Here is a 25966-nt window from a genome sequence, read left to right on the forward strand (position 1 = left end):
CAATATTATTAAGAGAAAATTGTTTGTTTTAAAATTGAAAATAATATAACAGGTAAGTGTTTCTGCTATAATTGTTTAATTAGATATGACAAATATAGTTTTTTTTTTTATCTGACAAAGTCTTTATAAATAAAAAGAAAATGTAAATTTGTAATCGTTATTTAAAGAGTATGATTCAAAGAATTCAAACATTGTATTTATTATCTGTATTTATTATTACAGGAGTGTTAACCAATTTCGTTTCTTTTTTTACTTTGAATGATGGTAGTCATTTGTTTTTAACAAGTACCATTGTGAATAACTCAGTTCTTTTAAAATCAGTAGGAATATTTTTAGTGTTGTCTGCAATTTTGTCTTTAATTGCTATTTTTAGTTATAAAAAAAGACAAAATCAATTTGTGATTAACAGGTTAAATATTCTGATTAACTTCTATTTATTAAGTGTATTGATTTACTTATCTCTAAAATTACCTGGAGAAATGCAAATTTCTGAGAAAGGTATTGGGATTTATTTTCCTATTGTTAATATTGTTCTGCTAGTCATGGCAAACAAGGCAATTAAGAAAGATGAAGATCTTGTAAAATCTGTAGATAGGTTACGATAAGCTTAACATCTTAGTTTATTTAGTGCGACTAAATCCCAAGACATTTGTTTTGGGATTTTTTTTATGCTTTTTCCTTATTTTACGTGTATGAATAAACTTCGGCATTTCAATTTTAAATTGTAATTTTGCAGTCTACAAAAAATGTAACATGTTAGATAAGTTAAGAATTGTTAAGCAACGTTTTGATGAAGTATCAGATTTAATTATTCAACCAGATATTATTTCTGATCAAAAGCGATATGCTAAACTTAATAAAGAATATAAAGACTTAAGTAAAGTCGTAAAAAAAGGAAACGAATATGAAAATTTGCTTTCTAATATAAATGAAGCCAAAGAAATAATTTCTGATGGTTCTGATGCCGAAATGGTAGAGATGGCAAAAATGGAGTTAGAAGAAGGAAGTGAAAGAATTCCTCAATTAGAAGAGGAAATTAAGTTCATGTTAATTCCTAAAGATCCAGCTGATGGTAAAAACGTAATTGTAGAAATTAGAGCAGGTACAGGTGGAGATGAAGCAAGTATTTTTGCGGGTGATTTATATAGAATGTATACCAAATATGCTGCTTCTAGAGGTTGGAAAACTGAAGTTGAAGATATTGCAGATGGTACTTCTGGAGGATTTAAAGAAATTATTTTTAGTGTAACAGGTGAAGACGTTTATGGAGATTTAAAATTTGAATCTGGAGTTCATCGTGTACAACGAGTACCACAAACAGAAACTCAAGGACGTGTTCATACTTCTGCAGCAACAGTAATGGTTTTGCCAGAGGCAGAAGAATTTGATGTACAAATAAATAATTCTGATGTACGTGTAGATTATTTCTGTTCTTCAGGACCTGGAGGACAATCTGTAAACACAACGTATTCAGCAGTTCGTTTAACACACATTCCAACTGGAATTGTAGCACAATGTCAGGATCAAAAATCTCAACATAAAAACAAAGATAAGGCCATGAAAGTATTACGTTCTCGTATATACGAAATGGAATTAGCAAAAAAATTAGAAGCAGATGCGGCTCAACGTAAAACAATGGTAAGTTCTGGAGATAGATCTGCTAAGATTAGAACTTATAACTATCCACAAGGTCGTGTAACAGAGCACAGAATTGGTTTGACTTTGTATGATTTATCAAAAATTATTGATGGAGATATTCATAAAATTATTGATGAATTAAAATTAACAGAGAATACAGAAAAGTTAAAAGAATTGGGAGAAGCTAATCTTTAATTCTAAGAACAAGTATAAAATTTAAAAGCCCTTTACAAAAGTAAAGGGCTTTTGCGTTTAGTAATAAAAAATTGCTATGAGTTTTACTAAACGCTTCTCCTCTAAATGTTAAAAACATATAGAAGAATCGCTATAATCGCTATGAAAAAGTTGCTACAGCTAAATTACAACTGATGTTTTGTTTTGTTTGGTCTTATTCGTTAGTTGGTTATTAAATATCGGTGAATAGTAATTTTTTAGAGATAAAGATTCATTCAGAGTTGAAAAATGTATAATAAATAGAGTGCTCGTTTTTTAGAATTTCTAATAAAAATCGTATTAAAGTGCTCCTTAAAACGCATTTTAATATAAAATACCAATATTCCCCTTTTTAGATATCATAATAGCCCTTAGTAAATTCATAAAAATTATATTTATTTGTAGCTTTGAACGATTAAGTGTTATAATTACATCTAATTTTAAGAAATGAATAAAAACAATATTATGAGATTAAAACATTCATTAAGTATCCTTATTGCTCTAACAACAGTTCTTTTGGTTGGTTGTAAATCAATAAAAAAATCAACAGGAATAAATGAATCAATAGGAATAAATGATTCTAAAAAAGAGGTGATTGGTATGATTAACAAGGTAAATAATCATTGGCAAAACTCTCATCCTAAGCATGGAGATGCTTTTTGGAACCGAGCAGCTTATCATACAGGAAATATGGAAGCTTATAAAGTCACAAAAAACCAATCTTTTTTAGATTATTCTTTGGCTTGGGCTGAGCATAATGAATGGATGGGAGCAAAATCTCAAAACAAAGCTGAATGGAGATATAATTATGGTGAAAATGATAGACATGTATTGTTTGGAGATTGGCAAATTTGTTTTCAAACATACATAGATTTATACAATTTTACGGGTAAAAACGATCCTACTAAAATTGCTCGTGCTCGTGAAGTGATGGAATATCAAATGAGCACAGATAAAAATGACTATTGGTGGTGGGTAGATGGTTTGTATATGGTAATGCCAGTAATGACAAAACTTTACAATGTAACAGGAAACGAGCTATACTTAGAAAAGTTAGAGGAATATTTAACTTATGCTAATAGTATAATGTATGATGAAGAGGCTGATTTGTATTTTAGAGATGCTAAATATGTATATCCAAAACACAAAAGTGCCAATGGCAAAAAAGACTTTTGGGCGAGGGGAGATGGATGGATTTTTGCTGGATACGCCAAAATTATTCAAGATTTACCTAATGACTCTAAATACAAACAAAAATACATTCAACGTTTTAAAGATATGGCAGTAGCTTTGGCAGCTGCTCAACAAAATGAGGGATATTGGACACGTAGTATTTTAGATCCAGAACATGCTCCAGGGCCAGAAACTAGTGGAACTTCTTTTTTTACTTATGGATTTTTGTGGGGTATTAATAATGGTGTTTTAGACAAAGAAACTTATTTGCCTGTAGTTCAAAAATCATGGAATTATTTAACAACCGTTGCTTTGCAAGAAAATGGTGCGGTAGGATATGTACAGCCTATTGGTGAAAAGGCTATTCCTGGTCAGGTAGTTGATGTAAATTCTACAGCAGATTTTGGAGTGGGGGCATTTTTATTAGCAGCATCGGAAATGGTTCGTTTTTTAGAATAACATAGATTATATATTGATGTTTAAAAAAAACGACTAAAAATAATATGATAAAATTTAGATTTTCCATTCTAAGTGGCATATGTTTTTTTGTTTTAATTAGTTGTACTTTATTAAATACAAATAACATTCCTAAAATAGAAGGGTATCAATTGGTTTGGAGTGATGAATTTAATGTTGATGGCATTCCCAATCAACAAAATTGGAGTTATGAAATTGGTTTTGTGAGAAATCAAGAAAATCAATGGTATCAAAAAGAAAATGCTTTTTGTAAAGATGGGAATCTAGTCATTGAAGCGAGAAAAGAAAACAAAATAAATCCTAATTTTATTTCATTAGATCATAAAGATTGGCGTAAAAACAGAGATTCTATTCATTTTTCTTCAAGTTGCATCATCACTAAAGGAAAACATGCTTTTAAGTATGGTACGTTTGTAATGCGAGCTAAAATACCAACAGAAATGGGATTGTGGCCAGCCTTTTGGACACTTGGATTAGAACCTAATTGGCCTGCTAATGGTGAGATTGATATTATGGAATTTTACAAAGGAGATGTACTGGCTAATGTTGCTTGGGAAGCAAATCAAAAATGGAAACCTATTTGGGAATCAAAAAAATATCCTTTAGAGCAGTTTAAGAATAAAAGTTGGGGAGAGGAATTCCATATTTGGAAAATGGATTGGGATGAAAATTCAATCAAATTATATGTGGATGATCAGTTGCTAAACCAAGTTGATTTAAAACAGACCTATAATTTAACAAACCAAAAAAATCCATTTCATAAACCGCAATATTTACTTTTAAATTTAGCTGTAGGAGGATTAAATGGGGGTGATATTTCTAATACACATTTCCCTGCTCAGTATGTAATTGATTATGTTAGAGTCTATCAAAAACAAGAATAAAATGATTAAAAAAATTGTTACACTAAGCGTTTTTTTTATGTGTTTGTTTACAATCGCACAAAACAAAGAAGTATTATCTAGTAAAAAAAATAGCTCTGTTTTTATAGTAGAAAATCCAAACTATGAGTTAAGTCCTTATACAGGAATGACTAAACAACACTGGAAAGATGCAGCCATGTATTTGTTAGAAGGAGCATTTAGTTACATTCATACTTTAGATGACCCAATGAAATTTCCTAAACAACCCGGGAAAAGTTATCCTCATAATGAAGATAGAGTTCCGACTGAAAAATTAGAAGGATTGTGTAGAACATTGTTTGTGGCTTCTCCTATTTTAAAAGAGAATCCAGATTTAGTCATTAACAATATTAATGTTGCAGATTATTATCGATATCAAATAGGGAAATTAATAGATCCTAAAAGTAAATCATATATTGTTCCTAGAGCTAAAAATGGTGGACCTAGTCAGAATTTAGTTGAATTTGGAGCCTTAGCTTTATCAATGTTGGTAAATCCTGAAGTCTTGTGGGAACCATTACCACATGATCAAAAAGATGAATTGGCTAGAATTATGTTGAGTTATGGTGATGGACCAACGGTAGATTCTAACTGGAAATTTTTCAACATTTTTGTGTTGAGTTTTTTTAAAGAACATGGATATAAGGTTAATGAAGAGTTGTTAGTAAAGTACTTAAATAAATCGTTAACACATTATAGAGGAAATGGTTGGTATAATGATAGTCCTGCTTATGATTACTATAGTATGTGGGCTTTTCAGATGTACGGAATGGTTTGGTCACAATATTTTGGAGATCAACATTACCCAGAAATTGCAAAACAATTCAAATCAAACTTTAATGGTTTAAAAGATAACTATCCTTATATGTTTAGTAAAGACGGAAAAATGATTATGTATGGTAGAAGTATTAGTTACAGAACTGGATCTATTGTTCCTTTTCCGTTGATGGGATTTCAGAATGATGAAAATGTAAATTACGGATGGATGAGAAGAATTTCATCCGGAGTCATTAAGCAGTTTTTTACGCATCCTGATTTTATGAATGACAATGTTCCAACTTTAGGTTTTTATGGAGCATTTGAACCCGCAGTTCAAAATTATAGCTGTAGGGGAAGTGTGTATTGGATGGGAAAAGCCTTTTTTGGTTTATTAGTACCTGATGATAGTCCGTTTTGGACGGCCAAAGAAAATAATGGTGCTTGGGATGATGAGTTAAAAAAAGATAAGGTTTACAACAAATTTCAAGGAAAATCAGAAGTGTTAATTACAGATTATCCAAATATTGGAGCTTCAGAAATAAGAGCTTGGTGTCATGAAAAAGTGAAAGATGATTGGCAAAAGTTTAGATCAACAGAAAACTATAATAGATTATCATACAGTAGTGCTTTTCCTTGGCAAGCCGATGGAGAACATGGAGAGGTAGCTATGAATTATGTAATCAAAAACAAACAAAACAAATGGGAAGCTTTTAGATTGTATACATTTAAAAAGTTTAAAGAAGGTATTTATTATAGAGATGTGGTTCTGGAAACAGACGAAAACATCAAATTTAATTTGGCAGATATTCCTTTGGCAAATGGAATTTTAAGAGTTGACAAAAATAATAGTGATCAACCTATTTCTATGAGGTTAGGTCATTATGCTTTACCAAAATTAGATAAAGAGATTACGAAAACTATCAAAAAAGTAAAAGGTTATGAGGTAACTATTATTGATAATGGAATTTATCAATTAGCAATGATTCCATTATTAGGATGGCGAAACTCAGAAGTTGTAACTGCAAAAGGATTACATCCCGAAAGTGATGAAAGTTATGTAATTAATGTAATATGTGAAGAAAATGGTAAGTCAAAAAAGTCAAATATTTATGCAACTTTAATGCTTTGGAAAAAATCTGGAGAAAAATGGAAGTCTAAGGAATTGGTTCCCGTAAAGAGTATTACATCGACAACAAAAGAAGATATAGTTACTATTATATTTAGAAATGGTGAAAGTAAAGAAGTGAAATTTGATTAATTTCTAACATTTATAAATGATTGTAAAAAGACCTCAAACAAACTTGAGGTCTTTTTTTTAGGAAAATGGAAGCATACTTGATTTTAGATAGCTGTTATTTATTTTATATTTATTATCATTTTTTTATATATAATAGATAGAATTAAATAGTTTTTATTGTTAATAGTACAATTTTCTTGCTTTATAAGTACGATATTCTTGATGTAAAAAGATAAATGAAACTTAATTTGTGATTATAATTAAAACTAAAAATTAACTTTTTATGAATCAGAAAATGGTACTGCTCAAGCAAATATTTAAACTTTATATCATGTTTGTACTTTTTATTTCATTTGGAAATTTAAAAGCACAAACGTTAGCGTTTCCAGAAGCAACAGGTTTTGGTAAATATACTACTGGAGCAAGAGGATATGCGAATCCAGAAATTTATTTGGTAACCAATTTAAATGACAGTGGGGCAGGTTCTTTTAGAGACGCTGTAAGTCAGCCTGGTAGGTTTGTTATTTTCAGAGTAGGAGGAATCATCAACTTACAATCTCAAATTGTAGTAGCAAAAAACACAACTATTGCAGGGCAAACAGCTACTGGAGAAGGAATTGTGTTATATGGACCAAGAGTCACTTTTACAGGAGCTAGTAATACCATTGCTCGTTATATTAGAATTCGTTTTGGTGGAGCAGCAAAAAATCAAGACGCCTCTGGTTTGTCTAATGGAGAGAATATGATTTTTGACCATATGACATTTTCATGGGGAACCGATGAAGTTTTCTCAATCAACTGGGATGGAAAAGGAACAAGTCCAGACAATATTACTGTTCAAAACTCTATCATCGGTCAAGGATTACATCGTCATAATCACTCAGCAGGAGGTTTAATTCAGCCTTCAGGAGGTAAAATAAGTCTTATAGGAAACTTATATACAGGAAATAAAACTCGTAACCCAAAAGTAAAAGGAATCAACGAATTTGTAAACAATGTAGTTTACAATTGGGGAAATTATGGAAATACTTATGGACATACTGAATCTGGTGAAGCATATATTATGGGGGGAGATTCTGATGGTGTTTCCAATGTAAATATCATTAATAATTATTTTATAGGAGGACCTAATACCAGTACTACTAGAACAACACCTTTTAGTAGAGGAAACTCTAATTTTTATTTATACGGATCAGGAAATTATTTTGACAATGATAGAGATGGAACTTTAAATGGATCTTTAGTTTCAGCCGATACAGATGGTTATCCTACAGGTGATTCGTCTACTATCTTAAACACTCCTTATGATTATCCAATGAAAAACCCAACATTAACAGCAGAACAAACTTTTAATCAGGTAGTTTTAAATGTGGGAGCATCCTATCCAAAAAGAGATCAGGTAGATAGTTTGATGATTGATGATTTAAAGTCTAAAGGACTAAAGGCTTTTTATGTGTATAGAGAAACCGATTTACCTTTTATAAACGGTGGGGTTGGACATGTATACGCAGCTCCAGCTCCTTTAGATTCGGATAATGATGGAATGCCAGATGATTGGGAAGATGCAAACGGATTAAACAAAAATGACAATAGTGATGCTTTGGCTGTAAGTAGTTCAAATGCACCGTATTTAAACATTGAGGTTTATATTAATGGATTGGTAAATACAACGCCACCAGATTTTATCACACCACCATCAAGCATTAGTTTTTCTAATCAGACATCTACAGAAACGCCTCCTAATAGTACCTTAACGGTTCAATGGAGTGATAATGCTGATAATGAAGAGTCTTATATTTTAGAGCGTTCTACCAATGGTACAGATTTTACAGTTATTGCGACTTTAAATGCTAATATTACTAGTTATAATGAGGTTGCTTTAGTACCCAATACTAAATATTATTATAGAGTAAAAGCAACAAATAGTTCAGGGTCTTCTGTATATAGCAATGTATCATCGGTAACCACTCCGCAAATACCAACAGCACCTTCTAAAACAGCTATTGTTTCTCCTAGCATGGGTTATGATTACGTTGAACTATCTGATGGAAAAGCAACTTTAAAATGGACAGGAAGTGATAATACATCAACTTTTGCTATTTATTTTGGAACAGAAGAAAATAATCTTACTAAACTATCAGATGTTACTTATAGCGGTAATCCACTATACGAAGTAATAAATTTATCCTCTAACGTAAATTACTATTGGAGGATAGATGCTACAAATGATAAAGGAACAACAGAAGGAGATGTTTGGAATTTTAAAACAATTGCTAATATTCAAGAAGAAATGGTCGGATATTGGCCTTTTAATGAAGCTGTTTTTGATGGTGGAGATTTAGATGATAAAACAAGCTATAACAATGTTGGTGTTTTAGATGTTAATTATGATAATACAGATGTTAGAGTTACAGGAAAAGCTGGAAATGCTTTAGATTTTTCTACCTCGCCCAATGATACTTATATGGTAAACATTCCAAATAAAGATCAAATATTTTTAAATAATAGTTCTTTCACTATTTCTATTTGGGTAAAAGCTGCATTTGAGTTAATGCCTACAGGGTCTAATAGTGCTTATTTATTATGTAAAGGTTCTTTTAAAGCCAATGAAACTACCGGGGCTACAGGAAAAAGATATAATATTGAATTTAAAGACAGTCAGTTTCGTTTTGCCATAGATGACAATGTTGTTAAGAAAGAGTTATCCACTAGTGCAACTCCTTTTTTTACAGGAGATTGGGAGAATATTGTAGTGATGAGAGATGTCATAAATCATAAATTAAAATTATATATAAATGGTGTTTTTTCAAATGAAATAGATGAAACGGGAGTAACTGGAATTGCGGAAGTAAGTGATTTAATACTTGGAAACATTGGAGAGTACGAATTATTGGTTGGTACAGGTTCTGCACCTTATAAAGGAATGATTGATGAACTAAAAATATTTAATTACGCTTTAAATGAAACCGAAGTTTTAGAGTTATATCAAAATGTATTGTTAAGTAATAAAAACATAATTAAGAATAGTAGCAAAGTAAAAATATATCCTAATCCAGCAAAAGAGCAAATAAATATAAATATACCTTTATATAACAAAAATAGAGTTACAGCAATTTTAAAAGATATTGCAGGAAAGGTTGTGTTTAAACAAGAATTGATAGCAAAAAGTCAGCATCAATTTATCATGCAAAGATCTAATAAAATAAAATCAGGAATCTATGTTCTACATATTATTGGAGATGATTTAAATAATACTTTAAAAGTAATTATAGAATAAGATTTTATAAAACTCAGTTGATTTTACTTATGAAGAATTGACCAATGATCAATTTTGAAAGTTTTAATAGTAAAAATTCAATTAATTTGCAGTGGTTGTTAAAAAAAAACCTACTAGTTGGTTTTTTTATGTGTTGTTTGGTCTAATAATTGATTGTTTTTTTTAAAATTACTACAAAATTAAAAAATTGCTAAAAGATGAATATGTTAAAAGATTTAAGATTTGATACAGATCCCAATAAGTTTAAGTATCAACAGATAGTTGATTGTTTTATTGATAATATTTCTAAAGGAAATATAAAAAAGAATCAAACATTACCATCTATTAATGTATTTAGTAAAGAGTATAAAGTTTCTAGAGATACAGTAGAAAAAGCATACAAAGTTTTAAAAAGAAAAAATATAATTGCGGCTAATAAAGGAAAAACAACCTATGTTAATAGTACAGAAATATCTTTAAAGAAAAATGTTTTGTACTTAATGAATAAAATGAATGATTATAAATCAAAAGTTTATAATTCGTTTGTTGATGAACTAGGTGATGAATTTAATATAGATATTGAAATATATCATTGTGATGAATCACATTTTTTAAAATTATTAGAAAAGAATATAGGTCATTATGATTATTATGTAATCATGCCTCATTTTAAAAGTAATTACGCTAAAGAGTACTCTTTTTCTAATGAAGCTCTGGAAATAATAAAAAAAATACCAAGAAATCAATTGGTCGTTTTAGATAATAATGATTTGTCTGTCGATGGAGATATTATTGAAATTTATCAAGATTTTGAAAATGATGTATACAATGCTTTATTACAAGGAAAGGATAAAATTATTAATCACGAAAAAATGATTGTAAGAATTCCAGAAAGTGAGCAATTTTCATATCAACATAAAATATCAAGAGGTTGCAAAAAGTTCTGTTTGGAGCACAATATGGATTATGAAGTTTTAAGTATAGATCATTTAAATTTACAAAAAGGAGAGTTACAGTTTGTTATTGATGATGATGATTTGGTAAATGTAATTGATGTTATTAACGATAATAAATTAAAACTAGGTAAAGAAATTGGTGTTTTATCTTACAATGAAACGCCGTTAAAAAGATTATTAGGAATAGCAGTTATTTCTACAGATTTTAAAAAAATGGGAAAAACTGCCGCTAATATGCTTACTAATGGTGAAAACGGAAAAATTAAAAACCCATTTAGGTTTATTGATAGAAAATCAATTTAAAAAAAGCGCTCAATACATATTGAGCGCTTTTTTGTTTCATTCTTTCACATTATAGAGGAATAGACAATTCCTTTGCATATTTATTTGAATTATGGATAAAATGAAATACATTTGTTAACGTTAACGATTAGTAATTTCGAAATAAATAATATATAAAATGAAGAACTTCATTAATGATCATTTTTTGCTTCAAAATGATAAAGCAGTTGAGTTATACAATGCAGTAAAAGATTTACCAATTATAGATTATCACTGTCATTTACCTCCAGATGAAATAGCAAACAATACCTCTTTTCAAAACATTTCTCAAGCTTGGTTAAAAGGAGACCACTACAAATGGAGAGCTATGAGAACTTTAGGTGTTGACGAAAAATACATTACTGGAAATACTCCAGATGAAGAAAAGTTTAAAAAATGGGCTTCTACTGTTCCTTATGCTGTGTTAAACCCTCTTTATCACTGGACTCATTTAGAAATGAAACGTTACTTTGATATTGATGAGTTGCTTACAGAAAAAAATCACGCAAGTATTTACGAACAAACTTCTGCTAAATTACGCTTGCCAGAATTCAGTACTCAAGGATTAATAAAGAAGATGAATGTTGAACACATTTGTACTACTGATGATCCTTTGTACGATATGGGCTACCACGACGCTATAAAAGCACAAGGGAATTCTTTTAAAGTAACTGCTTCTTTTAGACCAGATGGGTTTATGAACATAGAAAGTGAAGGCTTTATTGATTACATGGAGAAATCAGAAGAAATTTATAAAAAAGACATCAGTTCTGTTTATGATTTAATTGATTTTATTGGAAAAAGAGTAGACTTTTTTGACGAAAAAGGATGTAGAATTTCAGATCATGGTCTAGAAAATGTTTGTGCTGCAGATTTTGATTTAAAATCAGTTGATGCAACTTTTAAGAAAAGAAAAGACGGTAAAACTTTAACAGCTCAAGAGATTGAAGAATACAAATCTGCTATTTTGGTTATTTTGTTCGAAAAATATCATGAAAAAGGTTGGGTTCAACAATTACATTTAGGAGCTTTAAGAAATAACAACTCAAGAAAATTAAGTATTTTAGGACCTGATACAGGTTGGGATTCTATTGGAGATTTTCCTCAAGCACAAAGTTTGTCTAAATTCTTAAATCGTTTAAATAAAGAAGATAAATTAGGGAAAACCATTATTTATAACTTAAACCCTGCAGATAACTACGTTTTTGCTTCTATGATTGGAAACTTTAACGAAGGAACCATGAAAGGTAAAATTCAATACGGTGCCTCTTGGTGGTTCTTAGACCAAAAGAAAGGAATTGAAGATCATTTTGATGCTTTGTCTAGCTTGGGATTAGTTTCTTGTTTTATTGGAATGTTAACAGACTCAAGAAGTTTCTTATCTTATCCAAGACACGAATACTTTAGAAGATTATTATGTAACTACTTTGGAGAAAAAATTCAAAGTGGAGAGTTACCAAATGACATGCCATGGTTAACAAAAATAGTTCAAGATATATGTTACAACAACGTTAAAGGATATTTAAACTTTTAAGAAATATATCTTAATGATAAACATAAAGGCTTGCTATTAAGTATATTTAGCAAGCCTTTTTTTATTTATAAATTTTGCTTCTTTGCAAAAAGATTAATCTTAATAATTTAAGATGGAAAAACCTGTAGGAATAAAAGAAATAGCCAAGCTTTCAAATACATCAATAGGTACTGTAGACAGAGTTATTAATAATAGAACAGGAGTTGCTCCTAAAACAAAACAAAGGATTTTAGAGGTAATTAAACAAACGGGCTATGTAAAAAATAATATTGCAAGTCGGTTAAAATTATCAGCAGGAAAAAAGGTTAATATAGCGGTGGTTTTGCCCCATGCAATTAGCGGTGTTAGCTATTGGAATCTTCCTAAAAATGGAATTAAAAAAGCTTTAAGTGAGTTGAGTGATTTTGGAGTTGAAGTTGATTTTATGGATTTTAGTTCTGATGATAAATTTCGTTATAATACTATTGTCAATAAAATTATAAATCATCATTATGATGGAATTATTACGGTTAGTTTATTTGAAGAAATTTCAAAAAGACTCGTAGATTTTTCTAATAAAAATGATAAACCTTTGATTTTTATAGATAGCAAAAACAATGCAGTTACCAAAGCTAATTTTGTTTGTCAAAACTCTATTAAAGCCGGTGAGGTAGCTGCTAGATTGTTGTATAACAATATTGGTAATAATGGTGTATATATTGCACTAACTTTAGTTGATAAATCGGAATTTCAAGGAAATCAAAAAGAGCGTGAATTAGGATTTAAAAATTTTCTACAATCAAAAAATAAAGAAATTAAAATTCATTCTATTGTTCATACGATTGATGAAAACTTAGAACATAATCTAGAGTTACAAAAATTAATGAATGTAGAAATGATAAAAGGAGTCTTTGTTACCAACTCTAGATCTTATATTTTTGCCAAATTTTTAAAAGAGAAGACTTATAAAAATGTTCAAATTATTGGATTTGATTTAAACCAAAAAAATATTGAGGAGTTAAAAAATGAAAGTATTCAATATCTAATCAATCAAAAACCAGAATTACAAGGATATCAATCATTGATGAAAATTTTTCAAAAAATTACTCAGGACGATACAGTTTCTCTAAATATAGATATTCCTATTGAAATTATTGTCAAGGAAAATCTACAAGATTCGAATGAAATATTATAAGATCAATCACAAATGCAAAAGGGATTTCAAAATTAATTATGAAATCCCTTTTTTAGTTTTAAACTTAAAATATTTTTATTTTTTTTTCTTCTGAAAGTATTTACTAAATACCATAAATAAAACTCCACATAATAACCAAGAAGGAAGCGTTACAAAAGATAAGAAAATATCAAATTTTATAGAAATAAAATAAAACAATCCAAAGCTAATAGCCCATGCAAATAATACTGCTTTGTTGTACTTAATTCCAGCAACTTCAGCATAGTTTTTAGTAATCCCCCATTTCTCATGGAAAAAGTGTTCAAATGCAATTACAGCACCAAATGGAGCCAATATAAATCCGTACAAAGCAACAAAACCTAAAAGTTTCATAGCAAAGGCAGGAAATAAACCAGCAATGGTAGCAATAGATCCAGCTAAAATAGTGACTTTAGCAGTTGATAATTTTGGCATAATAGCTTGAAAAGCTAAACCAGCTCTATAAATAGTTGGGTTTGCAGTTGTCCAACCTGCTAATACTACCGCTATAATTCCAAGAATTCCAATAGCATTGTATGCCAAAGGACCTGGAGCTACAGGAGGAGCTTCACCATTACTTAAAAATGCTTGAGCTTCTGGAGACTGAACATATACTGCGTATAATAATGCAGCGGCAATCCATGCCATGTAATGACCTACATACATACCCGCAGCAGTTGCCCAACCCGCTTTAGCTTCTTTAGCAAAACGGAATACCGATAAGTCAGACATACCAATATGCATAGCACCGTTAGCAAACCATGACCAAATAACTACATGCCAAAAGGTAAATTTTATTTGACCAGGAAACGGCTCTGCTCCATTTCCCCAAATATCCCAAAATTCAGATAAATTACTTACCCCTAATTGATTGATTGCAACCACACCACAAGCAACAAATGCTAATACAATAATTGGAGACATCCAGTTAGCGGCTTTTGTTACAGTATCATACCCTTTTGCAGCAATCATGGAAATAACCGCACCAATAGCTATTACAATAATAATCCATGTCATTCCATTAGGCATGGTATCTGTAAGTTTAGGCATTTCCATATTAAATGGAATTCCTACTGCTGTTGCAGATACGGTAATCATAGATCCAGCTAAAAAACAAAACAGAATTCCGTTTGCAAGGTTGTATCCAGTTACTAATTTTTTACCACATATTTTTTCTAATTGAAAATATAAAGTCAATCTATTTTTAATCGCAATTTCAGCCGTTAAAAATCGCCAACATAAAACCGCTAAAATATTTCCTAAAAGCAATCCAACAATTAAATCAAAAGCACTTACACCAGCCGTTAAAAAAAGTGGTCCAATCATAAATTCTGTACCTGCAGCGTGTTCTCCAGCATACATTCCTATAAAACTTTTCCATCCTTTTAACTTGGATTGAGGAACGGGCTCTCTTTCGAATTCCCCCCCAGCAATTTCTTCAATTTCGTTTATCTCGTTGATATTAGTTTGACTCATAGTAATAGTTTGAATTTTATTTTAAAAAATTACGTAATAATAAATGGTACGTGTTTTTTTAGTGAATAATTAGTTTTTAAAAACTTTGAATTTAATTTTGAATCTGAAATAGCAATGGCAGCTCCTAAAGCCGATCCCAATGATGAATTGGTAGATCTCAACTTCATTCCTCTAAAGTGATGTGATAGCAATTTGATAAAAATATCATTATCGCTAAATCCACCATCAACAAATAATCGTTTGATTTCAGGATCTTCACCTGTTGCTATTTTGATGTTTTCTACTTGAATCAACACCAATTCAATCATTAATTGATGATAAGCTTCTTCAAAAGTTTTGTGCTTAAGAATTGTTTCTTCTGGAGCATTTTTATCTTCTATCACATTCCACTTATAACAGTAAGAAAAATCTTCCATTAGTTTTGTGTAAATATCATAGTTAAAAGCTACAGTTTTATGATTTTCTTGAGGAACATTATATATTTCTGTTAGCTTATGAGCTTGAGATTTATATTCACTTCCTAATAACAAACGTGCAGATTTTACAGCTTTACCATTAATTCTCATATAATTTAAACAACCGCTTAGAATTTCATCTTTGGTTAAATTTGTTTGAGTAAATGGATTTAATGAAACACTCCAAGTTCCTGTAGAAATCAACACAAATTTTTTCTTAGAACTTCTTACGTAAGGTAATAGGGCAGAAGAGCTATCGTGAATACCCACACCAATTTTAATACGCTTACCATTGTAATTCATATTAATACTAGTTTCTGTAGATACTATTTGTGGTAATTTTAAGTTAATTCCTTCCTTATAAACCCACTCGTGATAATCTTTCTTTTCGTAATCCCATAAACCTGTATGACACCCAATGCTTGTGTACTCACTTAAAGCAATACCTGTAAATATATAGCTCATGTATTGAGGCAAGTGTAACGAAAATTTAATCTTTTTATAGATTTCGGGTTTGGTATGTTTGATCCAATATAATTGCATACCAGAATTTAACATTCCTGAATTTGGAGAACCTGTTTTTCTTGTAAATTCTTCTTCAGGACCATATTTTTCGTAAAATGAAGCAATCAATGCTTCATCCATAGGCTTGGTGTAGTTGTATAGGGGAGTTAATAACTCTCCGTTTTCATCTAAATGAACAAAACTAGCTCCGTAGGTTGAAAAATTGATTGCTTTTACATTGTACTCTTCCGAATCCAAAATACGATGAAATAACTCTTTCAACCATTTTTGTAATTCAGGTAAGTTTTCTGTAGGATAACCGTCTTCGTCAGTTATTTCATCAAAACGAGCATATTCTCTATAAACCTCTTTGTACTTTTTGTCAAAAAGAAAGAATTTTTTATTCGTTTTTCCAATGTCGAAGACTGCAGTTACTTTTTGTTTCATGTAAATAGATTATAGACCAGTTGCTACTGTATTTCTACCTCTTTCTTTAATTAAATAATTTCTTAAATCTAACTCACGATATGCTTTTATTGGACTAATAGCACCACCTCTGTTAACTCTAGCTTTTTCAATTAAAGGACGAACGTCTGTTCTATAAGCTCCTTGTAAAATTTCTTGACATTTAACGACATCATTATCTAATTGAGCAGCTTTTAAGGCAGCTTGATCAACTAATAATGCTTTTGCAAATGCTTCTTGAATGGCTTCTAAAGATTGAATTAAATCTTCTAAAGGATCTTTGATATTGTGACTTGCATCAATCATCCAAGCTAGATCTGGATTTTGAGGATTGTTAGCCATACCATAAACCAATTCGTTAAAAATTAAGAATAAAGCATAAGGTTTGATACTACCAACAGTTAAATCGTCATCTCCGTATTTACTATCGTTAAAGTGGAAACCTCCTAATTTACCTTTTAAACTTAAAATAGAAACAATTTGTTCTATATTGCTATTTGGTAAATGGTGACCTAAATCAACTAAAGTATAAGCTTTTTCTCCACATTCGTTAGCTAACATTAAAGAAGCTCCCCAATCTTGGATAACTGTGCTGTAAAAGTTTGGTTCGTAAGGCTTGTACTCAATTAACATTTTCCAATCTTCAGGAATGTCTTTGTAAATTGTTTTTAAACTATCTTGAGTATTTTGAAAAGCTGTTTGGAAGTTATTTTGACCTGGGAAACAAGAACCATCAGCCAACCAAACTGTTAAAGCTTTAGAACCTAATTTTTCTCCAATTTTGATCACATCAATGTTGTGCTGAATTGCTTGTTCACGAACAGCTTGACTTGTATTACTTAAAGAACCATATTTGTATGATTCCTTAGCATCTTTTTGATCTTGAAACGTGTTAGAGTTTACAGCATCAAATTTAATATCTAATGAAGAAGCTAATTCTTTAACAGTATTATAATCTTGTGGTACATCCCATGGAATGTGTAAAGACACTGCTCCAGCAGTTTGCGTTAATGCGTGTAAAATTCCAACATCTTCTATTTTTTGTTCAAGTGTAGTAGGTTCTCCATAAAAACCAAAACGTCCAAAACGAGTTCCTCCAGCACCTAAAGCCCAGCTAGGGATTGCTACTTGAAATTCTGCTAATTTTGATAATATAGTGTTTACATCATGACCATTTTTAGTCAATTGATTTGCTAAAAAATCAAAGTTATCATTATGATTTTCAAGAAGATTTTTATTGGCATCTTGAATATGTTGATCTTGTATTTTCATTTTTTTATTATTTTGGAAAAAAAACTCCCATAATGGTGTGACCTCTATGGGAGTTTTAGAAAGTAAATATTGTAATTATCTTACGAAAGCGTTAGCCATACCACCATCAACATTGATGATGTTTCCTGTAGACTTGTCTAAAATTCCTACGAAAGTAAAAACTCCGTTTGCAATATCTGCAGGGGTAATAATTTCATTCAATAAATTTCTTTTTGCGTAAAATGCTGGTAATTCTTCAACAGTAATTCCGTTAGCTTTTGCTCTACCTTCGGCCCAAGCACCTTCCCAAATTTTACTACCTACAATAACTCCGTCAGGGTTTACTGTATTAACACGTACTTTGTCTTTAGCCAATTCAGCAGCTAATAAACGCACCATGTGTTGTTGAGCAGCTTTAGCTGTTCCGTATGCAACATTGTTTGGTCCTGCAACCAATCCGTTTTTACTTGCAATAGAAATATAATCTCCTCCTAATCCTTGTTTACGAGTAATTGCAGAGAATTGTTTCGCTAAGTCAAACTGACCTTTTACTAAAATACTTTGTAAAATATTCCAATCTTTATCAGTTGTATCTTCTAAAGCTTTAGAAATTGCCAATCCAGCGCTGTGAACAACAATATCAACACCCCCAAATTCAACACAAGCTTTTTTGTATGCTGAAGCAATTGAATCAGTATTTGTTACATCACAAATAGCGTAAGTAGAAACGTCTCTTTTGTATGTAGCATTAGCTTCAATTAAACTTTGTTCGTTAATATCAGTTAAAACAACATTAGCTCCTTCAGCAGCTAATTTATCAGCAATAGCTTTACCAATTCCACCACCTGCACCAGTTACCAATGCAACTTTACGAGATAATGGTTGTTCTTTTGGCATACGTTGTAATTTAGCTTCTTCTAATAACCAGTACTCAATATCAAAAGCTTCTTGTCTTGGTAAAGAGGTGTACTCAGTAATTGCTTCAGCACCACGCATTACGTTAATTGCGTTTACGTAAAATTCGTTAGCTACACGTGTAGTTTGTTTGTTTTTTGCAAAACTAAACATACCTACCCCTGGGTAAATAATAATTACTGGGTTAGCATCACGAATAGCAGGGCTATTGTCTTTTTTACAAGTATTGTAGTACTCAGCATATTCAGCTCTATAAGCTTCAAATGCTGGTTCTAATTTCTTTAAAACAGCTTCAGTATCAGATAAATCTTCGTTTTTGTCTAATGTTAAAACTAAAGGCTGAATTTTAGTTCTTAAGAAGTGATCTGGACAAGAAGTTCCCATAGGAGCCAATCTTTCTAAATCATTACTATTGATATATTCCATGACTACGTCGGAATCAGAGAAGTGACCAATCATTCTGTTTTCTGAAGAACATAGACCTCTTAATAAAGGCATGATTTGAGCTGCTTTTTCTAAACGCTCTTCTTTAGGTAAGCTTTCAATTTTTTGCCCTCCAAAAACACTTCCTTTTTCTGCTATTTTTTTCTCGATGTATTCAGAAGCCATTTCAATTACTTCTAAACTGTTCATGTAACACTCATAAGAAGTATCTCCCCAAGTAAATAAACCATGTGAACCTAAAACGATTCCTCTAATTCCAGGATTGTCAGCTAAACATTTTTCTAACTGTAAACCTAAATCAAATCCAGGACGTTGCCAAGGCACCCATCCCATGGTGTCTCCCCAAATTTCTTTGGTTACTTTTTCACTGTCTTTAGCTGCAGCAACTGCAATTAAAGCATCAGGGTGTAAATGATCTATATGAGCAAATGGTAATAAACCATGTAAAGGTGTATCAATAGATGGAGCTTTACTATCTAAATCGTAAATACAGTGGTCAAATAAACCAACCATACGATCTTCATCAGCCATTCCACCGTATACATTTTTTAAATCTCTTAATCTTTTAGTGTATAGACCAGCAATTCCTGCTCTGTCTAAAGTTCCGATGTCTCCTCCAGAACCTTTTACCCACATAACCTCAACTTCTTCATTTGTTAAAGGATCTGTTTCAATTGTTTTACAACTAGTGTTCCCACCACCGTAATTGGTAATTCTTAAATCTGCTCCTAAGATATTAGAACGGTATAAGAATAATGATACTTGATCATCTCCTAAAGCATCTGCTTTTTCATTGTCCCACAGATAGTCAACGTATTTGAAGTTTTTAGTCTGATTTCCCATTGTTAATTTTGATGTAATTATATTATGTAATAAATCCAAAAGTATAATAAGAGCACAGGGTTTCTATCCTGTACTGTACTGTTGGAATTAAAATTATTTTAAAAAAAAACCAATTTAATATATATTAAATTGGTTTTTTGATTTTTTTTAGATTGATTTTCTGTCAATAAAGTTAAACGGAATTTTTACTTTTCCCTTTTCCTTGTTCATAATCATTTTAGCGGCAGTTTCTCCCATAATTTTAAAATCTGTAGACATTACCGTAATGCCAAGAAGTTCTTTTAAAGGAGTATCATTATAGGAAATAACCCCAATTTCTTTTCCTAAAACATATTCATCCTCTCTTATTTGTTTGATTAGTTTAACTAGGTCAGATTCTTCAATGGTAACAAATAAATCTCCTCTTTTTAAAACGATATCATCGTAAACTTCGTCAAGAATTTCAAATTCAAGTTTGTTTTCTATACAAAATTTTCTGAATCCATGTAAAATTCTTCTAGGATATGGGTATACAGATTTAGAAGGGTATACCAATATAATGTGTTCGTATTTAGCTATTTTATTAATTCCTGTGTTTAAAGCTTCATAAATATCATTTTCAAAATCTTGATAAACTTCAATAATATCACCATCAGCTCCAAGCTTTGTATTGTCTAATACAACTAGTTTTTCTTTAGGGATTTTTTGAATAGCATTATATACTTCATCAGTAAAACTAATATGTCTTAAGTTATCAGTTTTAAAGTGTGGCATAATTACATAATAATCATAGCTAGATTTGTATTTGTTTAACAAACTTAAAAATACAGATTCATCGCAGTGATATACGTGGATGTCAACATGAGAATTTGCTCCAATTGTATTGATAAAAGAGTCGTAAATTCTAGTTTTATAAGTACTTAGTTTATTAACAAGAAATAAAATATTAACCTTAGAAATTAACTTGGTTCTTGTAATATAATAACCTTTACCTCTAATAGAAGATATAATGTTACGTTGCTTTAAAATACTATAAGCTTTTTCTACAGTATCTCTAGATAAATAAAACTCCTCACTAAACATATTAATAGAAGGAATCTTTTGATCAATAACAAAGTTTCCTACAGATATGTTGTGAATAATAGAGTCTACTATTTGTTGATATTTTGGTACCCTTGAATTTTCATCAATGGTAATAAATTTGGTCATCCCCATTGTAATGGTTGTGTTTGGTTAAAAGTAACAGGAAGTAAAGAAATGTTGATTATTTGATTAAACAAAAATAAATACGATTTAATAGTTGTTATATTATTAAAATTGATACTAAATTATTGCTTATTCCATAACACAAATTAAGTTAAATTATACTTTAAAACAAAATATAAATAAGGTCAAAACAAGTAAGTACAATTTGTTTTATTTCTAATGTCGGGTCACAACAGGATAGTTTATGGTAATTGAATAAATACTTTTACAAAATAAATGATGATGTTATGAATGTTTAGGTACACAACATAATTATTTCCTGTTCATCCAGATATTCGATTTATAATGATATCATTTGAGTATATGGAGGTGTAAATTTGTCTATATTTTTTAGTTTAGTATAGTGATTAAGTATTTTTTTTACATAAGAGCCTTTCAAGAAATTGAAAGGCTTTTTGATGTCATCTAATTATATAAAGACATATAAGATTAAGTGAATATATTTTTTATCTTCGATAGTTAGTAAGAGATTTAAACGTCTAATTAGAATTAATGAAAGTATCTGTTGTTATTGTAAATTATAATGTCCGTTATTTTTTGGAGTTATGCTTATATAGTGTTAAAAAAGCGCTTCAAAATGTTGAAGGGGAAATTATAGTGGTCGATAATGTTTCTAAAGATACTAGTTGTGAAATGATTAAGGAACTTTTTCCTGAAGTTATTTTAATAGAAAACACTGAAAATGTAGGTTTTTCTAAAGCCAATAATCAAGGAGTTGCTATTGCAAAAGGAGATTATGTATTAATTTTAAACCCAGATACAGTAATAGGAGAAAATCTTTTTGATGAAATTTTATCTTTTGCCGACCATCAGAGCGATTTAGGAGCTTTAGGAGTTAGGTTGGTAGATGGAACGGGTGAGTTTTTACCAGAAAGTAAAAGAGGTTTACCAAGACCAAAAACGTCTTTGGAGAGAATGATAGGTTCTAATCATAGTGGGTATTATTCTACCTACTTAACTAAAGATGGAATTGGTAAAATTGAAGTTTTGGTTGGGGCTTTTATGTTGATGAAAAGACAACGTTATTTGGAGGTGAAAGGTTTTGATGAAGATTATTTTATGTATGGTGAAGACATAGATTTAAGTTACAAATTAACGAAAGCAGGTTATACTAATTATTATTATGGAAAATCTGTAGTGATTCATTATAAAGGAGAGAGTACTCGTAAAGATGTAAAATACTTAAGGCATTTTTATGGAGCAATGAATATTTTTTATGAAAAACATTTTAAGTTCACTGGTTTTGATCATTTTTTAATGAAAACAGGAATTAAGATTTTATTTTTAATAAAGTATTTTCAACTTAGCAATGCACCTATAATTGCAAATGATACTAGTAGAATTCTTTTTGTAGGGAATAGGGATGTTACTTCTAATTTACAATTACAAAAAAAAATTCTCCAAATTCCTGTGGAAGAATTGATAAAACTAGAAGAGTATATCAGAGAGTATGATATTGAAGAAATATGGTTTGAAGAAGGGGGGTTAACTTATCAGGAAATCATCAATCAAATAGGAACTCATAGATTTAGCAAGGTTTTATTTAAAATTTTACCAAAGAATACTAACTTTTTAATAGGTAGTAATTCTATGGATGGTAGGGGAGAAGTAATCTTTTTAAATTAAAAAAAGGCATCAAAATTATTTGATGCCTTTTTTGTTATAGTTGTTTTTCCCAGTCTTTTTTGGTTCTTAATTTTTTGTAAAGTTTTACCATCATCATTAATGTTATGGAAAATAGTAAGATTCCTATTACTCCCCATATCCAACCAATAGCATTTTTTAATACTACTAAGAATACTACTGCAAATAAAATAACGGTTGCCACTTCGTTCCATAATCGTAATTGCATGGTACTGTATTTACAAACATTGTTTTGTAATTGTTCAAAAATTCTATGACAAATGTATTGATATAAATAAAGAGCTAAAACAAAAGATAGTTTTACCCACATCCAAGGTTGTTCCAAATAATGAGGCATTAAATACAATAAATAAAACGCAAATAAACTTGCTAAAATGGCTGATGGCCAGGTAATAATATACCACAAACGCTTTTCCATTAATTTGTATTGCTTTTGTAAAATAGCTCTGGCAGGTTCTTCTTTTTCTTCGGCTTCTGTATGGTAAATAAAAAGGCGAACCATGTAGAATAAACCAGCAAACCAGGTAACTACAAAAATAATATGCAGAGATTTTACGTATAAATATTCCATAGTATTTTATTTATTTAGCCATTCATTTAACCAATTACTCACTACGGCTACCCAATCATCTCTATCGTTTAAACAAGGAATTGTGGTGAATTTTTCTCCTGTGTTTTCCTCAAACTCATGTTTGGCTTCCATTCCAATTTCTTCAATAGTTTCTAAACAATCGGCAACAAAAGCAGGGGTGACTACCGCTAGTTTTTTTATTCCATTCTGAGCTCTATCATTAATGGTTAAATCAGTATATGGCTGTAGCCATGGGTCTTTTCCTAATCTAGATTGAAAAGAAGTGCTGTAAAAACCAGGTTTTAAATTTAGTTTTTTTACAACTCCCTGAGTAGTGGCATAGCATTGATGTCTATAGCAAAATTCATGAGCTTCAGATTTTGTGTTACAACATTCTCCGTTTAATGAACAATGATTTCCGGTAACGTCAGAGTTTTTAATATGTCTTTCTGGAACCCCGTGATATGAAAACAACAAGTGATCATATTCGTCTTTTTCTAAAGTTTCATGAATGCTTTTAGACAATACATCAATATAATCTTGTTTGTTATAAAAAGCTGGTAAAGAACTTAGTTTGATGTTTGGGAATTGATCTCTAATAATTCTTTCAGCCAAAACCACAATAGTTTCTGTAGTTGCCATGGCGAATTGAGGATACAAAGGTGCTAATAAAATATCTGTAACTCCTTTGTTTACCAATTCCGTAATTCCAGTTTCAATAGAAGGTTTTCCGTATCGCATGGCCAAAGCAACAGGGGCTTTTACATGTTTTTTTACTTTGTTGATAAATTTTTCTGAAATCACAATTAATGGAGACCCTTCATCTGTCCATACCTTGCTATATGCTTTGGCAGATTGTTTGGGTCTGGTGTTTAAAATAATTCCTTTTACCAACAAGCATCTTGTTAAATAAGGAACATCAATTACACGTTCATCCATTAAAAATTCATCTAAATAATTTCTTACATCTTTTACTGATGTGCTATTAGGAGAACCTAAGTTTACAAGTAATATTCCTTTCATTATAAATTACTATTATTTGTTAGTTGTTTTGTGATTTCGTACAAACTCACACTAAGACTATTAATCACATTCATAGAAGAGTTTTTTCCGTACATAGGAATATGAATACTTTCATCACAAAGATTTAGTGCTTCTTGGTCAATTCCAAATCTTTCGGAGCCAATTAACAAAGCTATTTTTTGATGGGTTGTAAAATTGTATTGTTGTATGTTTTTACTCTTGTCTGTAATTTCTAAAGCAATAAGAGTATAACCTTCATTTTTTAAAGTGGATATCAACGAGATGATATCATTGTAACTAATAATATCAATATTTTTATCGGTATTTCTAGCGGTTCGTTGTACTAGTCTGTTTTCTGTGTTTGGAGAATTGATATTTAAGTAAAACGTTTTTACCCCAAAAGCTTCAGATACTCTTAAACCCATGCCCACATTTTGTGGTGTTCTTAATTCTTCACCAATAACAATTAAAGGGAAGTCAATTTGATTGTTTACCGTTTTGTTGTGATTTAATTGTTCCATTAAGCATTAATTTGTTTGGTAAATTGTTTAGGAGTAATACCAAACTTACGTTTAAATGCAGCAATAAAATGACTGGAATTACTATAGCCAATTTTATTACCAATTTCATTTACATTCAAATGATTTTCGATTAATAACTTTTTAGAAAACTCTAGTTTATAGTTTAATAAAAAAGTAAAAACAGGAGCACCATAAACTTCTTTAAATCCTTGTTTAAGTTTTTTGATGTTCAATCCAACTGTTTTAGAAAGTTCCTCTAAAGATGGAGGGTCAGCCATTTGATCAATAATAATATTTTTTACTTGTCTTAATTGATTAATAGTGTCTTCATTAGCCATAAAAGGACATTTCTCATCTGTATTTTCATCAGCATTACTAAAATAAAGACTAAGTAATTCATATACTTTTCCTTTAATAAACAATGTGTGTAAAGGTGTGCTTTTTGGTTTTGTAACCAGTTGATGTAATACTACTTGTAAGGCAGTGTTGGTTTCTTTTTTTTCTATAATAGGTTTCCCAATAATAAAATTATCATAATTAAATAGATAATTGTTTTCTTCTGTAAAAAGAGAATGAAAATATTGAACAGGAATTAGTAATAAAATCAAATTACTATTTGTGGGTAATTCAAAAAGTAAATTCATTTTGGTTTCTTTAAAATAAACCATGCACGAAGTGTCTTTTTCTAAATTTACGGCACAATGCTCCATGTTAAAAGCAACTTTGCAAGGGTCATTTAAATTAAAAAAAACATAAATGTAGTTCTTGTCATCACTGTGTTTATAATACTGAATATCAGTTTCGTAATTAGTGATTTGAAGAATGCTAAAGTCTTGAGATTCATTCAAAAAAGTAGCAGTACTTTTATCGATGTTTTTGTATTTGTTAGGGTCAAAATGAATCATTTTTTTAACGCTATTTTTTGTTTTAATTGCTACAAAATTAAGTTAA

The 25966-nt window shown here is 30.3% G+C and carries 19 protein-coding genes; 10 read left to right on the forward strand and 9 right to left on the reverse strand.

Translation table 11 applies throughout. The features are described from left to right. Window positions 1–170: 170 nt before the first annotated feature. From QVZ41_RS09940 to QVZ41_RS09980, 9 genes are all read left to right on the forward strand, one after another. Window positions 171–605: a DUF4293 domain-containing protein gene (locus tag QVZ41_RS09940; RefSeq protein ID WP_302884422.1), complete on the forward strand. Its 435-nt coding sequence runs from the start codon at window positions 171–173 to the stop codon at window positions 603–605. A gap of 148 nt (window positions 606–753) precedes the next feature. Further along, window positions 754–1833: a peptide chain release factor 1 gene (gene prfA / locus QVZ41_RS09945; RefSeq protein WP_302884423.1), complete on the forward strand. Its 1080-nt coding sequence runs from the start codon at window positions 754–756 to the stop codon at window positions 1831–1833. Between the two features lie 483 nt (window positions 1834–2316). Continuing rightward, window positions 2317–3483: a glycoside hydrolase family 88/105 protein gene (locus QVZ41_RS09950; protein WP_302884424.1), complete on the forward strand. Its 1167-nt coding sequence runs from the start codon at window positions 2317–2319 to the stop codon at window positions 3481–3483. Window positions 3484–3527: 44 nt separating this feature from the next. Then, window positions 3528–4385, forward strand: coding sequence for a glycoside hydrolase family 16 protein (locus QVZ41_RS09955; protein WP_302884425.1), 858 nt, complete (start codon window positions 3528–3530; stop codon window positions 4383–4385). A 1-nt stretch (window position 4386) separates the two neighbouring features. Then, complete coding sequence (locus QVZ41_RS09960; protein ID WP_302884426.1) at window positions 4387–6420, forward strand: DUF2264 domain-containing protein; 2034 nt, start codon at window positions 4387–4389, stop codon at window positions 6418–6420. A 310-nt stretch (window positions 6421–6730) separates the two neighbouring features. Continuing rightward, the gene (locus QVZ41_RS09965) at window positions 6731–9676 is read left to right on the forward strand and encodes a LamG-like jellyroll fold domain-containing protein (protein WP_302884427.1); all 2946 of its coding nucleotides are present in this window, start codon (window positions 6731–6733) and stop codon (window positions 9674–9676) included. 197 nt (window positions 9677–9873) lie between these two features. Next, entirely contained in the window at window positions 9874–10914 is a 1041-nt protein-coding gene (locus tag QVZ41_RS09970) for a GntR family transcriptional regulator (RefSeq protein ID WP_302884428.1), read from the forward strand. 157 nt (window positions 10915–11071) lie between these two features. Continuing rightward, entirely contained in the window at window positions 11072–12466 is a 1395-nt protein-coding gene (uxaC, locus tag QVZ41_RS09975) for a glucuronate isomerase (protein WP_302884429.1), read from the forward strand. Window positions 12467–12578: 112 nt separating this feature from the next. Then, a complete protein-coding gene (locus tag QVZ41_RS09980) occupies window positions 12579–13640 on the forward strand; it encodes a substrate-binding domain-containing protein (RefSeq protein WP_302884430.1) in 1062 nt (353 codons plus the stop codon). A gap of 75 nt (window positions 13641–13715) precedes the next feature. Here QVZ41_RS09980 and QVZ41_RS09985 read toward each other — a convergent pair whose 3' ends face one another. From QVZ41_RS09985 to QVZ41_RS10005, 5 genes are all read right to left on the reverse strand, one after another. Then, window positions 13716–15134: a purine-cytosine permease family protein gene (locus QVZ41_RS09985; protein WP_302884431.1), complete on the reverse strand. Its 1419-nt coding sequence runs from the start codon at window positions 15132–15134 to the stop codon at window positions 13716–13718. 29 nt (window positions 15135–15163) lie between these two features. Continuing rightward, the gene (locus QVZ41_RS09990) at window positions 15164–16540 is read right to left on the reverse strand and encodes an FGGY-family carbohydrate kinase (protein ID WP_302884432.1); all 1377 of its coding nucleotides are present in this window, start codon (window positions 16538–16540) and stop codon (window positions 15164–15166) included. 9 nt (window positions 16541–16549) lie between these two features. After that, window positions 16550–17830: a sugar isomerase gene (locus QVZ41_RS09995; RefSeq protein WP_302884433.1), complete on the reverse strand. Its 1281-nt coding sequence runs from the start codon at window positions 17828–17830 to the stop codon at window positions 16550–16552. Window positions 17831–17905: 75 nt separating this feature from the next. Continuing rightward, the gene (locus QVZ41_RS10000) at window positions 17906–20011 is read right to left on the reverse strand and encodes a bifunctional aldolase/short-chain dehydrogenase (RefSeq protein ID WP_302884434.1); all 2106 of its coding nucleotides are present in this window, start codon (window positions 20009–20011) and stop codon (window positions 17906–17908) included. 147 nt (window positions 20012–20158) lie between these two features. Continuing rightward, window positions 20159–21199, reverse strand: coding sequence for a GntR family transcriptional regulator (locus QVZ41_RS10005; RefSeq protein WP_302884490.1), 1041 nt, complete (start codon window positions 21197–21199; stop codon window positions 20159–20161). Between the two features lie 549 nt (window positions 21200–21748). On the opposite strand from QVZ41_RS10005, the gene QVZ41_RS10010 reads away from it, so the two are divergent. Next, window positions 21749–22882, forward strand: coding sequence for a glycosyltransferase family 2 protein (locus QVZ41_RS10010; protein ID WP_302884435.1), 1134 nt, complete (start codon window positions 21749–21751; stop codon window positions 22880–22882). Between the two features lie 34 nt (window positions 22883–22916). Here the strand turns inward: QVZ41_RS10010 and QVZ41_RS10015 are convergent, their stop codons facing one another. Genes QVZ41_RS10015 through QVZ41_RS10030 form a run of 4 tightly spaced genes read right to left on the reverse strand, consistent with a single transcriptional unit; the run spans window position 22917 to window position 25920 of the window. After that, window positions 22917–23471 carry a CopD family protein gene (locus QVZ41_RS10015; RefSeq protein ID WP_302884436.1) on the reverse strand — a complete coding sequence of 185 codons (555 nt, stop codon included), beginning with the start codon at window positions 23469–23471 and terminating at the stop codon, window positions 22917–22919. A 6-nt stretch (window positions 23472–23477) separates the two neighbouring features. Beyond that, on the reverse strand, window positions 23478–24494 hold the full coding sequence (gene hemH / locus QVZ41_RS10020; RefSeq protein ID WP_302884437.1) for a ferrochelatase: 1017 nt from the start codon (window positions 24492–24494) through the stop codon (window positions 23478–23480). Next, window positions 24494–25015 (reverse strand): TrmH family RNA methyltransferase, encoded by a 522-nt coding sequence (locus tag QVZ41_RS10025; protein WP_302884438.1) that lies wholly within the window; start codon window positions 25013–25015, stop codon window positions 24494–24496. The genes hemH and QVZ41_RS10025 overlap by 1 nt, the downstream gene beginning before the upstream one ends. Further along, on the reverse strand, window positions 25015–25920 hold the full coding sequence (locus tag QVZ41_RS10030) for a helix-turn-helix transcriptional regulator (protein ID WP_302884439.1): 906 nt from the start codon (window positions 25918–25920) through the stop codon (window positions 25015–25017). The genes QVZ41_RS10025 and QVZ41_RS10030 overlap by 1 nt, the downstream gene beginning before the upstream one ends. Between the last annotated feature and the right edge of the window lie 46 nt (window positions 25921–25966).

This window comes from Wenyingzhuangia gilva, from assembly GCF_030519655.1.
Taxonomy (GTDB): domain Bacteria; phylum Bacteroidota; class Bacteroidia; order Flavobacteriales; family Flavobacteriaceae; genus Wenyingzhuangia; species Wenyingzhuangia gilva.

What these genes read in the sequence shown, in the direction of transcription:
- QVZ41_RS09960 (WP_302884426.1), top strand. Translation starts at nt 4,387, where the DNA reads ATGATTAAAAAAATTGTTACACTAAGCGTTTTTTTTATGTGTTTGTTT.
- QVZ41_RS09980 (WP_302884430.1), top strand. Translation starts at nt 12,579, where the DNA reads ATGGAAAAACCTGTAGGAATAAAAGAAATAGCCAAGCTTTCAAATACA.
- QVZ41_RS10005 (WP_302884490.1), bottom strand. Translation starts at nt 21,199, where the DNA reads ATGACCAAATTTATTACCATTGATGAAAATTCAAGGGTACCAAAATAT.
- QVZ41_RS09965 (WP_302884427.1), top strand. Translation starts at nt 6,731, where the DNA reads ATGTTTGTACTTTTTATTTCATTTGGAAATTTAAAAGCACAAACGTTA.
- QVZ41_RS10025 (WP_302884438.1), bottom strand. Translation starts at nt 25,015, where the DNA reads ATGGAACAATTAAATCACAACAAAACGGTAAACAATCAAATTGACTTC.
- QVZ41_RS09950 (WP_302884424.1), top strand. Translation starts at nt 2,317, where the DNA reads ATGAGATTAAAACATTCATTAAGTATCCTTATTGCTCTAACAACAGTT.
- QVZ41_RS09995 (WP_302884433.1), bottom strand. Translation starts at nt 17,830, where the DNA reads ATGAAAATACAAGATCAACATATTCAAGATGCCAATAAAAATCTTCTT.
- QVZ41_RS09990 (WP_302884432.1), bottom strand. Translation starts at nt 16,540, where the DNA reads ATGAAACAAAAAGTAACTGCAGTCTTCGACATTGGAAAAACGAATAAA.
- QVZ41_RS09955 (WP_302884425.1), top strand. Translation starts at nt 3,528, where the DNA reads ATGATAAAATTTAGATTTTCCATTCTAAGTGGCATATGTTTTTTTGTT.
- QVZ41_RS10000 (WP_302884434.1), bottom strand. Translation starts at nt 20,011, where the DNA reads ATGGGAAATCAGACTAAAAACTTCAAATACGTTGACTATCTGTGGGAC.
- QVZ41_RS09970 (WP_302884428.1), top strand. Translation starts at nt 9,874, where the DNA reads ATGAATATGTTAAAAGATTTAAGATTTGATACAGATCCCAATAAGTTT.
- hemH (WP_302884437.1), bottom strand. Translation starts at nt 24,494, where the DNA reads ATGAAAGGAATATTACTTGTAAACTTAGGTTCTCCTAATAGCACATCA.
- QVZ41_RS10015 (WP_302884436.1), bottom strand. Translation starts at nt 23,471, where the DNA reads ATGGAATATTTATACGTAAAATCTCTGCATATTATTTTTGTAGTTACC.
- QVZ41_RS09985 (WP_302884431.1), bottom strand. Translation starts at nt 15,134, where the DNA reads ATGAGTCAAACTAATATCAACGAGATAAACGAAATTGAAGAAATTGCT.
- prfA (WP_302884423.1), top strand. Translation starts at nt 754, where the DNA reads ATGTTAGATAAGTTAAGAATTGTTAAGCAACGTTTTGATGAAGTATCA.
- QVZ41_RS09940 (WP_302884422.1), top strand. Translation starts at nt 171, where the DNA reads ATGATTCAAAGAATTCAAACATTGTATTTATTATCTGTATTTATTATT.
- uxaC (WP_302884429.1), top strand. Translation starts at nt 11,072, where the DNA reads ATGAAGAACTTCATTAATGATCATTTTTTGCTTCAAAATGATAAAGCA.
- QVZ41_RS10010 (WP_302884435.1), top strand. Translation starts at nt 21,749, where the DNA reads ATGAAAGTATCTGTTGTTATTGTAAATTATAATGTCCGTTATTTTTTG.
- QVZ41_RS10030 (WP_302884439.1), bottom strand. Translation starts at nt 25,920, where the DNA reads ATGATTCATTTTGACCCTAACAAATACAAAAACATCGATAAAAGTACT.